At 34.9% G+C, this 15,620-nt stretch carries 12 protein-coding genes; 6 read left to right on the top strand and 6 right to left on the bottom strand.

Annotated elements, in window-relative coordinates; genetic code table 11:
- Positions 1-28 precede the first annotated feature (28 nt).
- The 5 genes from P2086_RS01335 to P2086_RS01315 are packed head-to-tail and all read left to right on the top strand — an operon-like array spanning position 29 to position 5,596.
- Positions 29-1,240: a glycosyltransferase family protein gene (locus P2086_RS01335; RefSeq protein ID WP_317898624.1), complete on the top strand. Its 1,212-nt coding sequence runs from the start codon at positions 29-31 to the stop codon at positions 1,238-1,240.
- 48 nt (positions 1,241-1,288) lie between these two features.
- A complete protein-coding gene (locus P2086_RS01330) occupies positions 1,289-2,272 on the top strand; it encodes a hypothetical protein (RefSeq protein ID WP_317898623.1) in 984 nt (327 codons plus the stop codon).
- Between the two features lie 6 nt (positions 2,273-2,278).
- Positions 2,279-3,376, top strand: a complete 1,098-nt coding sequence (wecB, locus tag P2086_RS01325) for a non-hydrolyzing UDP-N-acetylglucosamine 2-epimerase (RefSeq protein WP_317898622.1) — start codon at positions 2,279-2,281, stop codon at positions 3,374-3,376.
- Positions 3,376-4,569: a glycosyltransferase family protein gene (locus P2086_RS01320; RefSeq protein ID WP_317898621.1), complete on the top strand. Its 1,194-nt coding sequence runs from the start codon at positions 3,376-3,378 to the stop codon at positions 4,567-4,569. The genes wecB and P2086_RS01320 overlap by 1 nt, the downstream gene beginning before the upstream one ends.
- The gene (locus P2086_RS01315) at positions 4,559-5,596 is read left to right on the top strand and encodes an acyltransferase family protein (protein ID WP_317898620.1); all 1,038 of its coding nucleotides are present in this window, start codon (positions 4,559-4,561) and stop codon (positions 5,594-5,596) included. Before P2086_RS01320 ends, P2086_RS01315 begins: the two co-directional genes overlap by 11 nt.
- Positions 5,597-5,867: 271 nt before the next feature.
- Here the strand turns inward: P2086_RS01315 and P2086_RS01310 are convergent, their stop codons facing one another.
- A complete protein-coding gene (locus P2086_RS01310) occupies positions 5,868-7,007 on the bottom strand; it encodes an acyltransferase family protein (RefSeq protein ID WP_317898619.1) in 1,140 nt (379 codons plus the stop codon).
- Positions 7,008-7,153: 146 nt separating this feature from the next.
- Between P2086_RS01310 and P2086_RS01305 the strand changes: the two genes are divergently transcribed.
- On the top strand, positions 7,154-8,491 hold the full coding sequence (locus P2086_RS01305) for an O-antigen ligase family protein (protein WP_317898618.1): 1,338 nt from the start codon (positions 7,154-7,156) through the stop codon (positions 8,489-8,491).
- Between the two features lie 41 nt (positions 8,492-8,532).
- Here P2086_RS01305 and bshC read toward each other — a convergent pair whose 3' ends face one another.
- The 5 genes from bshC to P2086_RS01280 form a co-directional block, all read right to left on the bottom strand.
- Positions 8,533-10,149 carry a bacillithiol biosynthesis cysteine-adding enzyme BshC gene (gene bshC / locus P2086_RS01300; protein WP_317898617.1) on the bottom strand — a complete coding sequence of 539 codons (1,617 nt, stop codon included), beginning with the start codon at positions 10,147-10,149 and terminating at the stop codon, positions 8,533-8,535.
- 2 nt (positions 10,150-10,151) lie between these two features.
- Complete coding sequence (gene upp, locus P2086_RS01295) at positions 10,152-10,802, bottom strand: uracil phosphoribosyltransferase (RefSeq protein WP_317898616.1); 651 nt, start codon at positions 10,800-10,802, stop codon at positions 10,152-10,154.
- A gap of 52 nt (positions 10,803-10,854) precedes the next feature.
- Positions 10,855-12,060: a 3-oxoadipyl-CoA thiolase gene (pcaF, locus tag P2086_RS01290; protein WP_317898615.1), complete on the bottom strand. Its 1,206-nt coding sequence runs from the start codon at positions 12,058-12,060 to the stop codon at positions 10,855-10,857.
- 299 nt (positions 12,061-12,359) lie between these two features.
- Positions 12,360-12,914, bottom strand: a complete 555-nt coding sequence (locus tag P2086_RS01285; protein WP_317898614.1) for a cob(I)yrinic acid a,c-diamide adenosyltransferase — start codon at positions 12,912-12,914, stop codon at positions 12,360-12,362.
- A gap of 71 nt (positions 12,915-12,985) precedes the next feature.
- Positions 12,986-15,331 (bottom strand): TonB-dependent receptor, encoded by a 2,346-nt coding sequence (locus P2086_RS01280; RefSeq protein WP_317898613.1) that lies wholly within the window; start codon positions 15,329-15,331, stop codon positions 12,986-12,988.
- Positions 15,332-15,620: the final 289 nt, after the last annotated feature.

Here is a 15,620-nt window from a genome sequence, read left to right as displayed (position 1 = left end):
AATTAAAATTTAAATTCCCATAATTAAAATGCATTTCACCATTGTCTCTTACACCTTCCCACCTTCTAAAGAAATTGGGGGCAGACGCTGGGCCAAATTCAGTCAGCAGTTGGCAAAAAAAGGACATGAAGTCACAGTAATTTGTGCGAGTGATCAGGAAAATAAGGAGTGGTATGAAAAAGAATTTCCTGGTATAAATGTAAAGGTCTTACCAAAATGTTATCCAGATTGGCTGAGTGGTTATACAAAATCTTTAATGGATAAATTAAAATACGTTTTTTACACGCGTGTTTTAAGTGCTTTCACCAAACAGAATTTATTTGACAGAGCGTATGCATGGAAAAAACCTATGCTAAGCGCTTTAGAAAACATTCATCATAAAAAACCTATTGATGTTTTGGTGGTAACGGGTGCACCTTTCTCTTTATTATATTACGGATCACTCTTTAAAAAACGGAACAAAGAAATAAAGTATGTAGGCGACCTTCGCGATCCATGGACCTGGGGAAGCTATTATGGCATACCGATTTTAGCAAGTGCAAAGAAAAATTTCCAAGAGTTATCAGAAAAGGTAATGATGGAAGCATGTGATATGGTTTGTTTTCCCACCGAACACATGGGGAATTTTTTAAGAAAAAAATACCCTGCGTTTTCCTTTAAACTCTATTTGCTCGCACATGCTTATGATCCGGATAAATTTCCCAAATCCACCACAGAAGAAAAAAGACAAGGATTTATTTATGGTGGCAGTTTGTATCCCGGAATTGAAGGTTATCTCAAAAAACTTGCCGAAGTGGTGAAAACAAATCCAGATTCAGGTTTTAAATGGGATATCTACACCGGGAGCACTTACCCATTATTAGACTCACATTTCGCTAATGGAAGTGTTCAAAAACATACCTTTGTTCCCGAAGAAGAATTGTTTTCAAGGATTAAAAAATCTGCTGCTTACTTAGCGTTTTTTCCGCCATCAGATAAAGATTTAATTTCCACAAAATTTTTTGAAATAATTTATACTCATACACCGATACTCTATATTGGAGAAGAAGGTGATGTAGGAAGATTTGTTAGAGAAAATCGGGTTGGTGTTCATATATTGCCTGAAAACATGGAACGCGATTTGCCACAGTATTTAAATGGAAATGTGCCTTTCGAGCGAGATTATTTTGACGTAAAGCAATATACTTTTTCTTCAGTAACAGATAATTTTTTAAATGCATTAAAGAATTTTAAAAATTAATAAACGCTTCGTATTTACATAAGTAGTAATCACTAAAATAATCTCACAATGCATTCAAATACATATGTACAAAAAGTTATCGATCTAAATAGTTCGATTCAGGATCGTTACGAATTTCACAAACGCGCGTCAGAGTTTATTGTTCAAATGGGAAAAGATAAAACATTTTGGTTTGATCTTTTTAAGCAAAACCTCAGTGATAAGGGCTATTTACAACGTAAATGGACGATGTACGAAATCCCGTTTTTCTATGTCTATGAAAACGATGACTTTTACATCAAAGTACATTTGTTTGTTCCTCTTAAAACATACGAGCCTCATGTTGTTGCTTCTGCTATTCATCATCACAATAATTATTTGCTAACAAGTTACGCAGCTTACGGTTCGGGTTACGAAGCGCTTATTTTTGAAAAGGATTTTAATACTGATCCTAACACAAAAAAAACAGACTTACGGGTGCGCGAACATTTTACACAAGCAGAAAGACCAATGCATATGGTGGATGCCTGGGAACCGCATGCAGTAGTAAATCCTATCTCTCTATCAGCAACACTTGTTTTATGGAGCCCAGATAAGAAAAGAGCTACGGATGCACTTCGCAGTAACCCATTGTTAAAGATGATTAAAGTACCATTGCGTAAATTAATTTATATTTTGGGTCTTGATAAAAAAATTGGAATTGCTGCGAAAGACACCTATCAATATTTCGTTAAGGAAAATAATTTTTACGGCATACCCGAAGATGATTTTTTCGCACCCACACGCGCTCAAGCCGGCCCAGAAGTCGATGACTATTCTATCCAAACAGTTTTTGCCTTCATGCAACGCATGGGATTTGATGACAAGGAGTTTTTAAAGTCTATGCTCGCTTCGAAAGATGTGCCGACATATTATCAAAAGTGGATAAAAATGCTATTAAATAATGAAACTATAAAAGACACATTTGCGAAAGAAATAATTAATGTACCAGGTGGAAGAATGATGGTAAACGATGTGTTAAGAGCAGCAAACTATGAACCAAATAGAAAGTAATTAACCATGTCAAAAAAAATACTTATAGTCGTTGGAACCCGGCCTAACTTTATTAAAGTGACGCAATTCAAAAGATGCGCCAAAGAATATCCATCGCTTGAATTTAAGATTGTGCATACTGGTCAGCATTACGATGCAAAAATGGCTGATGTATTTTTTGAGCAATTTGAATTAGTACCTGATTATTTTTTGAACATTTCCAACACTTCTGCCAATACACAAATGGCTGAGATTATGATAGGTCTTGAAAGAGTTTGCAAAGAATACAATCCTCAGTTAATTATTGTAGTAGGCGATGTGAATTCAACTTTCGCGGCAGCTCTTACTGCTAATAAACTGGGTTTAAAAATTGCTCATTTAGAAAGCGGACTCAGAAGTTTTGATCGAACAATGCCGGAAGAAATTAACCGAATTTTATCGGATGAAATTGCAGATTATTATTTTGTTACGGAGCAAAGTGGTACGGAGCATTTAAAAAAGGAAGGTAAACAAGACGGGCAGATTTTTTTTGTTGGTAACACAATGATAGATACGATGGTGGCTTTCGAGGAGAAGATTCAAAGTTCCGCCATAATTACTGAATTACAACTAGAGCTTGGTAAGTTTGTGCTAATGACTATTCACAGACCTGCTACGGTTGATAATGTGAAAGAGCTGGAAAAACTATTAGATCTTCTAGAATATCTTTCAAATGCATACAAAGTTGTTTTTCCGGTTCATCCACGTACAATTAATAACCTTAAAAAATTTGAATTATACGAGCGTTTTAACGCAATCACAAATATTATAATCACAGAGCCACTTGATTATTTCGCTTTTCAAAAACTCATTGCTGATTGTCGTTTCATATTAACTGATAGTGGCGGCATTCAGGAGGAAAGCACCTTTCGCTTAAAACCTTGTATAACGCTGCGTCCAAATACTGAAAGACCTAGCACGGTAAATTTGGGCACAAATACTTTATTACCTTTTGATATCAAACAAATTAAAAATACAATTAAAAGTATAGAAGATGGTTCTTATAAGAAAGGACAAATACCACCTTTATGGGATGGTAAATCGACTGAGCGAATAGTCAAATTAATGGATTCATTTCCTTTCTGATGTTATACATTACTTTATTAGATCAATTTCATCCCGGTATTTATTCCAGTCAGGTGGTGGATGTATGCCATCATTTGAATAAGATAAGTAAATTTAAAATTCGAATTGTGGCTTTTTTGTCTGTGAGAGAATTATTAAAAACGGATGCCAGAAAAAAACTTAAGGCCATGTCGCCAAGTGCAATCGTGTTTCCAGCTTTTCCGGGATTAAAGAATTTTGAGTTAACAGCCTTTTTTTTGTTTTTCATTTGTCTGTTTACGGGAGAACGTAGTGCAATTTGTAGAAATGCCTTTTGTACCAAAATGGCTTTGCGGATAAGGAGCTTTGGATTACTAAAGCTAGTTGTTTTAGATGGACGAAGCGCCTTGGCCGCTGAAATTTCTGAATACGACGTGTTTCCGATCGACTACTTCAGAAAAAACACCTTGCAAATTGAAAAAGATGCGGTAAATAAAAGTGATTTTAGAATGGCTGTATCAAATCAATTGATTGACTATTGGCGAAAAGAGTATGGCTATAACGACAACAAACACGTTGTCATTCCTTGTACCTTGGACACGAAACACTTTAGCGAAACTGGCTACCGTGTGTCGACGAGTGTCTTAAACCTAAGAAAAAGTTTGGGGTTCAAAGAATCAGACATCGTATTTGTTTATTCCGGATCCACTGCACCCTGGCAATCTTTCGCCTTGTTAGAGAAGATGGTAACTCCGATTCTAGACAGCGATCCAAGAGTTAAACTACTTTTTTTGTCTAAAGAAACTGAAGATATTAAGAAGTTTAAGAAAAAATATGTTGACCGAATCGCTATTAAATGGGTTGCGCATGAGGAAGTCCTGAACTATTTGCAATGCGGTGACTATGGTATATTAATTAGGGAGCAATCAACTACTAACAAGGTTGCCTCGCCGGTAAAATTTGCAGAATACTTGTACGCTGGTCTGCCAGTATTAATTTCTGAAAATCTGGGAGATTTTAGTGAGTATGTTGCAAAGAATCATTGTGGCCATGTATTAAAGCTTGATACAAAAGACTGGACTTTTTTGTCAACGGCAAGCTCAAAAATGAAACAACATTGTTTTGAACTTGCTATAAAAGATTTTACAAAAGAGTCTTCAGTGAATAATACAGCTTATAAAGTTTTATTAGAAAATCTTAATATGAATGAACTTATAAACCACAATGCAGAATAGGAACTTCGGACTAGATATTATAAGGGCAGTTTCGATCTTCTTGGTTATCATCGCGCATTATTTTAGTTTTTCGGTTGAGTTGGGCTTAGTTGGAGTTCAATTTTTTTTTATTCTGAGTGGGTTCCTAATTGGTCAGATTCTGATTAAACAATTCACAGCCGGAGCCTCATCCAACGAAGTTTTAAAATTCTGGAAACGCCGCTGGTACAGAACGCTTCCTCTGTATTATTTAATACTCGTTTTAAAAATTTTATTTTATTCAAATCCCTTTGGATGGAAAATGATTGTTTATTTTTTCTTTCTTCAGGCTAATTTTGTTGGCATTAGTTTCTTCAGTGTTTCATGGAGTTTAGTAGTAGAAGAATGGTTTTACATTTTTTTACCTTTAGCTACTTTTCTTTTTTTTAGAAATGGTATTGAGAAAAAAAAGTTTTTGTATTTTCTATTGACGATTATTATTCTCTTTTTTTGCGCCCGTTTTATGTGGAATTATTTTGAAAAAGGAATTATCCTTTATCAGTTTGACTGTATGCTTATAGGAGTGTTTTTGGCACTTTTGAAGCTAAAGTTCAATTACCTTTATCTGAAATTGAATTCCCTACCGCTTTTTGTGGTTGGTTTATGTGCCGTTGTTCTACTAACATTTTCTTTAGGCGATATAAAATTAGTGCCACTTTTTGATGTGTTTTATAGAGTTGTATGGGTGTTTTTACTGAGCGTTTCTATTACTTTTATTGTCCCTTTTGTTGAGCAGTCCGAATTTGTAAACATAAAACTTAAGCAGTTCAAGTTTTTATATTTGCCAATAACCTGGACGAGTATTTTAACCTATTCTATTTATTTGATTCATATGGAAGTTTATCGTTTTATTTATCTCTCAAATCAACTAGCTGGATTTATGCTTTGTTTGAGTGTGATATATTTATGCTCTTTTATCATCTATTATTTTTACGAACACCCAATGATGATGTTGAGGGAGGAGTTTTCATTTCGTCAATATAAAAAATCAATCCAAACGCCTTTTTAACCGCATTTAGACAGTAGAAGCCTTTGAAAAAGGTGAACTACCTGCCTTAATGCGGGTAATCCCGATTTAGTTATTGTTAGCATTTCTTTTCAGCTACTTGCAGTGAAATGCTTACAATAACTTATATCGTAGGCAGTTGATTTTTTCAACTGTCTATTTAGGGTTTAAGCAATTAAGCTAATAATATAAGTTAGTTATATTCATAGAAAGACGATAAAAGTGGGTTCTCCACTTTTATTAAATACCAAAAATGTATTTACCGACTGATATATCAGTCCTTTTTTCCCGATTTTATAAGTGAAAATGTATGTTTGAGACGAATGAAATAGTTCTCGAACAAGTTGTAAGATAATGCAGAGACCATTATAGTAATTGAAATAACTGCAAGGTATATAAGTGTATTCAGTAGAAATCCTTCATCCAGAATTAAATAATGCTTAAAGGCAAAAAGCACTATTGGAATAATCATCAAGTGGTACATATATATCCCATAGGATATTTTCCCTAAATAAGATAAGACTGGATTTTCAAATAGTTTGTCGCGTTTGGCCACATTTAGTATAACGATGAGAAATAAAATTGAATAAACAAGATGAATGCCGTCTTGAATGAAATCTGGGGTAATGTATACAAGAATTGGAATTAAACCCAAAGCAGTAAAGAGTACCAGTTTTTTGTAAGCAAAATTAAGAATAGAAGTTTTGTTGGTAAAAAGGTAAAAGGCCCCAAATCCTCCAATGGCCATGCACTCGAATTTGGACATGGCAACGAGTCTTTTAATGCCAGCGTACCAATTGTCTTGTGAATAAAAATGGCCTAAAACTAAAATGACTACTTTAAACAAAATAAGCGCGATTACTACAACAAAAAGTGTTTTTAGTATATTTTTACTTCTGGAGATTAACCAAGGCCAAACAATATAAAACTGCTCTTCTATGCCAATAGACCATGACTGACCAATATGAGGTACTGCGGTAAAAAACGAATAAGCAACATTTGGTAAAATCAATAAATAGAAGAGTAGGTTAGTGCCAAAATAGTCATTAAAATCTGTCAGTAAATAAGGGATTTGGATCTGACTGAAGTGAGGTAAAATAAAAAAGCCTAGCAAAAGTATTAAGTAATAAAGAGGCCATATTCTTAAGATCCGCCTCATATAAAATGCTTTCACATGGATGCGCCCAAATTTTTCTTTTTCCTTCAACAGCAAGTAAGTAATTAAAAAACCGCTTAATACAAAAAAGAAATAAACACCCAGGCCTCCTAAATTAAAAATAAGCGGTGAGTCCCAGTAATTTGTAAATCCAAAAACCCCTTTCATTAATTCCGTATGGGTAATAATAACCGCGAGTGCTGCAAAAAAACGCAGACCATTGATGCCGGAGAAAAAAACAGTTTTTTCAGAACTCATTGTGTCAAATAAAGCCGATCTGTTGTTAAGAGTGTACTTGTGTGTTTAAAATAAAACTGCGTAAAAGTACTGTTTTTATTAAAAGAGAAGCCGTTTTTCGCTTCAATATTCTGTATTTTTACACTAGTTTGTAATAATAATTAACCATGCACTCACTAAATCACAGTATCGTATTAGATCGAAAGACTCTAGTGATGGTGGTATTTATATATCTTTCCGTTTTTATTAATTCGGTTGTCTTTTTTAAAGAACCGGTTGAATTTCAGTTTGGGTATTTGGTTTATTTGATTTTATTGCCTACGTTTTTTGTACGTTACGGTATTAACCGGAGTCTGTTCTTTATTTTTCTTACGCTTTTGCTAGTGGGAATGGTAAATGTTTTTTACGGAAACAATACTGCTGCCTTGTTTTTCAAGGTATTTATTGGTTTAAGCTTATCTTATTTTTTTTATTATTATGTGGTAGTTGAGTTTGACTATAATGTTGAACAGCTATTTCAATGGTATTTAAAAGGCTGTTACATAGCAGCCTTACTCGGAGTCTTTCAATTTGTGAGTTTTCAAATAGGTTTTGAGTGGGGGTATTGGTTTGGTTTTATTTTAAATAAATGGGGTGTTATTAAAGGAGGCATGTTCGGTATCCGCTTGAACTCAATATTTGCTGAACCCACACATCTAGCCACTGTATTATCAGCTGCATTTTTTGTGTCTTTTTATAATCTTTTAAGAAAGGAAGTCTATTTTTATACGCGATTTCAAAGTGTTGTTATAATAGTTGTATTCATTTTGTCATTTTCCGGTGTGGGGCAATTCGGTGTTTTTGTAACACTTATTTTACTGGCAGTAAGTTTCGGGTTGGTGCGTTATATTTTTATTGCCATTCCTGTGGGTATTATTTTATTTAATGTACTTTATGCTAATGTATCTGAATTTAGGGAACGCTTAGACGGCTTAACCTCTTTATTTGCAGGAGAAGGCTTTAAGCTGGGTAAAACACATGGTTCATCTTTTATCTTGTATAATAATTTTGTGGTTGCAACTGAAAATTTTAAGCAAAATTTTGTTTTTGGCACGGGTATCGGTTCACATCCCATCGCCTTTGAAAAATATTCCATTGGTAAAAACATTAAGGTGTATGGTTTGAATTTAAATTCAGCCGATGCAAATTCGATGCTGCTACGCTTAATATCAGAAACTGGAATTTTTGGTATCGGAATTTTCGTAATTCTTATTTTCAAATGTTATGTGAGGCGGAATGAACATTACGACTCCTATCACTGGCTTGTAAGTAATGGCATTCTCGTGATGATCCTCCTCAACCTCTTTCGGCAAGGGCATTACTTTTTAAACGGCTTTCCGTTTTTTGTCATTCTATATTATTTCAATTCTGTTTCCTACAAACTTTATCTTGAAACAAGCAAAGATTTGTATGAACAAACTTTAGCTGAAAAAGATCAGGAAAAACTGATATTACCACAATTGTGATTAGTGTCTCACCTATATATTGAGGTAATTCGCATTAAACCCTAAACAGACAGTTCAAAAAAAGAACTCTCTGCAAAAATAGTCTGCTCCAATAAAAGTGGATCGCAGTTTTCTTTTATTTCCCTAATAAAAGATTTACCATAACTCAAATAAAGGGAAGAAAAATTCTCATAACGCTCCTGCGGCACATTTTTCGGAAACAATTTTTGTTTTATCGCGCTTAACTGATTGATCTCAGTTTCGTATTTACGGCGAATGGCTCTGTTCGCTTTACCCGTTACCCTTTCAAAACCATTCAATGTCCGCTTAAGTTCTGCGGAAACACTTCCTGATAGAGTCTTATCAATAGCACTCACCCTTTCAAGTAGTTTAGAATAAAATTCAGAGATCGTTTCTTTTTCTGAAGAAAGATTAAAAATAGTATCCTTATTAGCTTGTAATTCTTTAATAAGTTCTTGTTCCGATTTATAAAAATCTTTCACCGAAAAGTGGAGCTTTTCAATTTTGCTTTCTGTTATTTTGTCGACCACCGCAACAAAATTCCTTGGCATCAATATAGGAAAGACAACACCCGAAACATCAAACATTTTTTTAAATTCCAACCAATAAGCTAATTCGCCCGGGCCACCAACGTATGCAATATTTGGAAGAATCATTTGTTGGTAGAGTGGACGCAACACAACATTCGGACTTATTTTTTCAGGCGTATGCTCTATAATAGCTTCGAGTTCTTTTTTTAAAAAATTTCTTTTAGAGCCAACTAGATTAAAAACCTCTCCTGTTTTTTCGATGCGCGTTCTAAGCCCTTCTTCAATATAAAAACAATTAATTGCTCTTGGATTAACTTGAGAAGTATAACCCATGTTTATTAATGCTTTTATAGAATCATTTACTAAATTGAAATGCGTATTATCAAAAATATCTTTTTTGAATTCTTCTTTAAATTGATGCTTAAACTCCGCTTCATTTCCGTCAATGATTACAATACCATATTCTCCAAATAACTCGTTCACTAAAAAACGTGTCGCGTCCGCTAGATTGGAATGTTTCAAGTAAGCCTTTTCAAATAGATCAACGAGGTAGTTAGCATTTTCTGATCTACCAAAAAGTTCTTGTATGGAAGGAAAGAGTTTTTTTAATTCTTCTGTTTTAAAATCTCCAACCGCACCGGTTTGTGAACTTTTCCAGACAATTGTTTTACCGAGCGCATTAAAATTATTAACCTCTTCAAAATCATGATCTTCGCTGGCCATCCAATAAACAGGTACAAAATCCTGTTCAGGGAATTTTTTCTTTAAGCTCTCCGCTATATTAAGAGTAGAAATTATTTTATAAATAAAATAAAGCGGACCAGTAAACAAACAGAGTTGGTGCCCCGTCGTGACTGTAAAAGTATTTTTATTTTTAAGTTTAGAAATGTTACTCTGTGAAATTTCGGAAGTATTGGCAACTACTTGACTCTGTTTACTGAGAGCAGTGAAAAGAATTTCTCGATTAAAATTAGCGTATGGGTTTGATTTTAATATTTTTTCAAAACCATTTATATCTGGAAAAGCTGTATAAAAGGACTTTAGTTTTTCTTCTTTATTTAAATAGTCAAATACCAGCGAACTCAGCACGCCGGCACTTTTAAAATCGAGCGTCGTTTTTTTAAACATAGTTACAATTTATCTCCGTAGGCTAAATCACCGGCATCTCCAAGGCCAGGAACAATATATGCCTGCGCTGTTAGTTCTTGATCAATAGCACCACACCAAATAGTGTAATTAGGAGAAGGCATATTTGTTTTTATATAATCGAGACCTTCAGCACTTGCAAGTACACTCACAATGTGTGTATGTGTTGGAATTCCATTTTTAAGAAGGGTCTTATATGCCATCACCATGGATGATCCTGAAGCTAACATGGGATCACAAAGAATAAGTGTTTTGTCTGTGAGATCAGGGCAGCTTGTATAATCTAGTGAAATATCAAAAGTATTGTTTTTATGATGACGACGATAAGCGCCAATAAAGGCACTTCCGGCTTTGTCGAAATAATTGAGAATTCCTGTATGTAAGGGTAAACCGGCACGAAGTATGGTCGCAACAACAGGTTGATCACTCAGCACTTTAGAGTCTGCAATGCCTAAAGAAGTGGTGGTCTTAACGTTTTTGTAGGAAAGTGACTTGCTTATTTCGTAGGCGAAAATTTCTCCGATCCGTTCAAGATTTTTTCTAAAACGCATGCTGTCTTTTTGAATTTCAACATCTCTGATCTCAGTGATAAATTGATTTAAAATTGTATTCCCGAGCGCTAAATTGTTTATCATAGGTATGTGTTTTAAAATTCGTAAATCCTTTATCCTAATCGCTCCGAGCGTATCAACATTTCTCTATAATAACTGCATAACCCTGACCAACACCAATGCACATGGTAACAAGGGCGTATTTTTTATTATGTAAATGTAAATCAATCGCCGCTGAATTTAAAATTCTTGCACCACTCATGCCCAGGGGATGTCCTAATGCAATAGCACCACCATTAATATTTATGCGTTCATCTGTATCGGCTAAGCCCCATGTGCGGGTGCAAGCGAGACTCTGAGCGGCAAAAGCTTCGTTTAATTCAATTAAATCAATGTCTTTAAAAGTTAAGCCAGCACGTTTAAGCGCTTTATTAGCAGCCTCTACAGGACCAATGCCCATGTATTTTGGTTCAACGCCAACCACCGCACTTGAAACTATTCTGGCTAATGGTTTTAAATTATTTTCTTTAATTCCTTGTTCACTTGCAATAAGCATCGCGGCAGCACCGTCATTTAAACCGCTGGCATTACCTGCGGTTACAGTTCCCTCTTTTTTAAAGGATGCTCTTAAACCAGATAAACCTTCTAAGGTTGTTTTCGGTTTTGCAAATTCATCCTTGCTAAATACTACAGGATCACCTTTTCTTTGGGGAATTTCCAGTGCTACAATCTCTTTTTCAAAGCGTTTATTTTCAACCGCCTTGGCCGCTTTTTGTTGACTCCATAAAGCGAATTTATCCTGATCAGCACGGTTAATTTTATATTTTTCGGCGACATTTTCCGCTGTATCGCCCATAGCGTCTACACCAAACTGCGCTTCCATTTTTGGATTGATAAATCGCCAGCCAAAACTACTATCGAACAATTGTTGATCGCGTCCAAATGCGCCGGAAGCTTTGCTTAATACTAAAGGACCTCTGGTCATGTTTTCTACACCAGAAGCAATCATTAAATTTTCGTCACCAACTTGTATGGCTCTTGCACAGTCAATTGCAGCACTCAAGCCACTGGCACATAAACGGTTTACCGTTTGGCCAGGAACAGTAACTGGAAGTCCCGCAAGCAAAACTGCCATTCTTGCTACGTTACGGTTATCTTCACCAGCCTGATTGGCGCAACCCATAATAACATCACCTACTTTCGAAAAATCAACACTGGGATTCTTTTTTACAAGTTCTTTTAAAACAAAAGCAGCCATATCGTCTGCTCTCACAGCTGATAGTGTTCCACCAAAATTACCGATTGCCGTTCTTACGCCGTTTATTATGTAAGCTTGATTCATAAAAAATCTGTTTTATCAACGAATAAACATCTGTCCGTTTTCACGTTAAAAATACTGGCTTTAATTCATTAATAAAACTAAAATATGTTAGAATTTGGGCTTAATAGGCAGTAGAGATGAACGTAGCTTATTTTAACCACATAGGGGCATAGGATCAACTGTTTGCCAAACATAGGATTTGAAGCTTTGCTTCAAATCCTATGTTTTCCTTATAAATCAAATAACTATTTCTATGCAAACTATGTGCCTATGTGGTTTAAAATGCACACAATTATAGGAGTATCTATCTCTAAAGGTATTTACATCTTTGGCTTCCAGGGAATCTCAGAAGCTTTCAATTCTAAAGTAAACCAACGCGATAACATAAATAAATAATCAGAAAGGCGATTCAAATACTTTATATGAATGCTATCAACCAGTTCATTTTCAGCTAAACGTAAAACAGAGCGCTCCGCACGGCGACAAACGCAGCGGGCAATGTGGCAATAAGAAACATGGACGTGTCCGCCTGGTAAAACAAACGATTTCATTTCAGGAACTATTTTGTCAATAACATCGATGGCTTTCTCCAGCATAACAACATCCTCTTCAAAGATGGGCGGTAATTGCATTTTACTTTTTACAGGATCTGCGGCAAGATGTGAGCCGATAGTAAATAAACGGTCTTGAATATGTATCAATAGATCAGAAGTCGTTTTATCAGTAGTAATATCTCTTAATAATCCAATATGAGAATTAAGTTCATCCACTGTGCCATATGCCTCAATGCGAATGTGATGTTTTGGAAGGCGCGTGCCTCCAATTAAAGAGGTTAAACCCTTATCTCCCGTTTTTGTATAAATCTTAAATGCCATGATAATTCAATAGTGCAACTAAATTACAAATTAAACAACAAAGAAAAGCAGTAGTAATAGTGGTTTTAGACTTAAAAAGTCAAACTCACATTCAAGTTCGGCATAATTGGGAGTTGATTAATACGTTTAAAGGTAAACCTATCCACATAAAAAATATTTTCGCGGTTATAAATATTGGTTGCTCCAAAATTAATTTCGAGTGTTGTTTTTTCACTTAGTTTGTATTTGTATTTTACACCAATGTCAAAACGGTGGTAATCTGGCAGACGAGAACTATTAAGATCTCCGGGAATATAATTTAAAGTACCATTTCCTGTATTAAAATTATAGTTAATGTTACCCTGTGGGTTCAACTGATTAATATAACCTTGGGTTGGCGTAAAGGGGAATCCTGTACCGAAATTCCAGCGACCATTTAGCTCCCACTGTTTCTTTTTACCAAAAGAGTAGGAAGTAACGAGATTAACGTTGTGACGACGATCAAAGTTTGGAGCGTAATTTGTAACAACAGTATTACCATTTGTACCTACCCACCTGTCGTTAAATGTAAGAGAATAAACTGCCCAGAAATAAAACCGTTTTCTGTCGTATTTCAACACAACATCAAATCCGCGTGCACGGCCTTGTTCAATTACAAAGTTCTTTTTTAAATCGTCGGGGCGTAGAGCGTTTGTTGTATTGTCTTCAAATACTTTGTCACGATTGATATTAATTACCTGATTAAAAAATTTCTGGTACACCTCAATATTTAATTCAAAATGTTTAAAGAGATCTAATTCAAAACCACCAACCATATGCGTGGCTTTTTGTACTGAAGAATTTACATTTTGTGATACGCCTTTGTTATCGAGATAGGAATTAGAAATGTCTTCATTTTCAGGGGCATTAATAAAACCATAAAAGAGGTTTACAATATCTCTATCGCTATTGGCACTCATGAGTGTTTGGCTGTAAAAACCGCCGGCAGCCTTAAAGCGTATTTTTTTTGTAAAATTAAATTTTAAAGAGGCTCTTGGTTCTGGTGAAGCTACACCAAGCGTTGCGTAATATTGCATACGGAAACTCGGTTCAAAAACTAATCTTTTTTTGCGGTCAATAAACTTATATTTAATAAATCCTGCAATGTCTGTTGTTGATCTGTTAAGGGTGATTTTCGCAAAATAAGGATTTTGAACATCGAATTTTGTATTCGTAATTACGCCTTCAAATCCGAAGCGCAACTCTTGTTTGCCTAAGAATTTCACAAAATTAAATCCAGTGTTTATGCCACTCACACCACTGTTTTTAGAGTCGGTTTCCAAAGAAGGGTTTGTAAAATTTACATCGTATTTTGAATAAGCGAATAAACCTTCAACGAGTAAATTACTCGATTGAGGTACCAATAAAAAGTTAACTCCTGCGCCAGTATTATTCCAGTTAAAAGAAGCAATATCACTATAGTTCACCTTATCATTAAAACTAAAACCAAAGAGACTTATTTTACTACCACCAGTAGAATTTATAGAAGCTTTACCATACACATCCGTATAATAGAAAGGAAGTCCGTTGGGATTTGCATAGCTGTATAAAGATTTTGAAGTCTGGGGCAAATACGAATGCTTCATAGAAAGTATATAGGAAGCACTGGTGTTTCCATTTTCTTTTAGCTTTACAAACGGACCTTCAAGCATGGCTTTAGCTCCAAACGTAGAAGCAGATATTTTTCCCCCACCATGTTTTTTATTTCCGTCCCTTGTAGTAATATCCATGATGGATGAAGTTCTACCGCCATATTCTGCGCCAAATCCGGCGCTATAAACATCGGCATTCTTCATGATATCACTATCAAATACAGAAAACAAACCAATAGAGTGGAAGGGATTGTAAATAATAAGCCCGTCTAATAATACTTTGTTTTGAACCGGCAAACCTCCACGAATATAAAGTTGCCCCCCTTGGTCACCTGTAAAAACAACACCAGGCAGAACTTGTAAATATTGTGCAATATCAGGCTCCCCTACACTAGGTAATTTATTAATAACGATAGGATCAATTTTTTGGACACCTACCGAAGTGTTTTCAATTTTTTCAGCCGAAGTTGTATTTATTTCAACCTCATCTAATTTTACACCACCTTTGACTACAAATATTTTCTTGTTAAGGGTGTTATCGGCAGTAACATTAACCGGTTCTTGAATAGTATCAAAATCAAGACTTACTGCAATTAAAATATAATTGCCAGGTGGAATGCGATTAATGCTAAAAAAACCGTTGATATCGGTATTCGCCCCAATGGTAGTTCCTTTAAAATAAACGTTACTAAATGGAACAGGCTCTCCATTGGCTTTATCATAAACAAATCCTTTAACAGTACCTGTTTGCGAAAAAAACGGCAATGAACAAAGCAAAATAAAAATACCAATCCAAATTGATCTCATAAACGTTAATTACTTGCGCGCGTAAATGTATTAAAATTTACCGGAGAAGAGCTTTGAAATACATAAATGGTTTATTGTAAGTGCTAAATGGTTTTTGAACCTGATTTATTGATATAATTAACGAGCAATAATTTTGCTTAAAATCAATTAAAAAGGTCTATGAATGAAACATTTTCAGGTTTTGAGCATTAATTAACATTACGCAACGTTTTCATGGTTATAATCGTACAAACAAGGTCTAAATGAATTAAATTTTGTTTAAATTTACTGGTGTTTAGAAAATAATAAT

This window comes from Aurantibacillus circumpalustris (assembly GCF_029625215.1).
Classification (GTDB): domain Bacteria; phylum Bacteroidota; class Bacteroidia; order B-17B0; family Aurantibacillaceae; genus Aurantibacillus; species Aurantibacillus circumpalustris.
Note: the sequence above shows the minus strand (reverse complement) of the source record. Positions and strands in the feature narration are given on the sequence as shown.

Coding starts and splice junctions, on each gene's coding strand:
- P2086_RS01335 (WP_317898624.1), top strand. CDS start 29: ATGCATTTCACCATTGTCTCTTACACCTTCCCACCTTCTAAAGAAATT.
- P2086_RS01330 (WP_317898623.1), top strand. CDS start 1,289: ATGCATTCAAATACATATGTACAAAAAGTTATCGATCTAAATAGTTCG.
- wecB (WP_317898622.1), top strand. CDS start 2,279: ATGTCAAAAAAAATACTTATAGTCGTTGGAACCCGGCCTAACTTTATT.
- P2086_RS01320 (WP_317898621.1), top strand. CDS start 3,376: ATGTTATACATTACTTTATTAGATCAATTTCATCCCGGTATTTATTCC.
- P2086_RS01315 (WP_317898620.1), top strand. CDS start 4,559: ATGCAGAATAGGAACTTCGGACTAGATATTATAAGGGCAGTTTCGATC.
- P2086_RS01310 (WP_317898619.1), bottom strand. CDS start 7,007: ATGAGTTCTGAAAAAACTGTTTTTTTCTCCGGCATCAATGGTCTGCGT.
- P2086_RS01305 (WP_317898618.1), top strand. CDS start 7,154: ATGCACTCACTAAATCACAGTATCGTATTAGATCGAAAGACTCTAGTG.
- bshC (WP_317898617.1), bottom strand. CDS start 10,149: ATGTTTAAAAAAACGACGCTCGATTTTAAAAGTGCCGGCGTGCTGAGT.
- upp (WP_317898616.1), bottom strand. CDS start 10,802: ATGATAAACAATTTAGCGCTCGGGAATACAATTTTAAATCAATTTATC.
- pcaF (WP_317898615.1), bottom strand. CDS start 12,060: ATGAATCAAGCTTACATAATAAACGGCGTAAGAACGGCAATCGGTAAT.
- P2086_RS01285 (WP_317898614.1), bottom strand. CDS start 12,914: ATGGCATTTAAGATTTATACAAAAACGGGAGATAAGGGTTTAACCTCT.
- P2086_RS01280 (WP_317898613.1), bottom strand. CDS start 15,331: ATGAGATCAATTTGGATTGGTATTTTTATTTTGCTTTGTTCATTGCCG.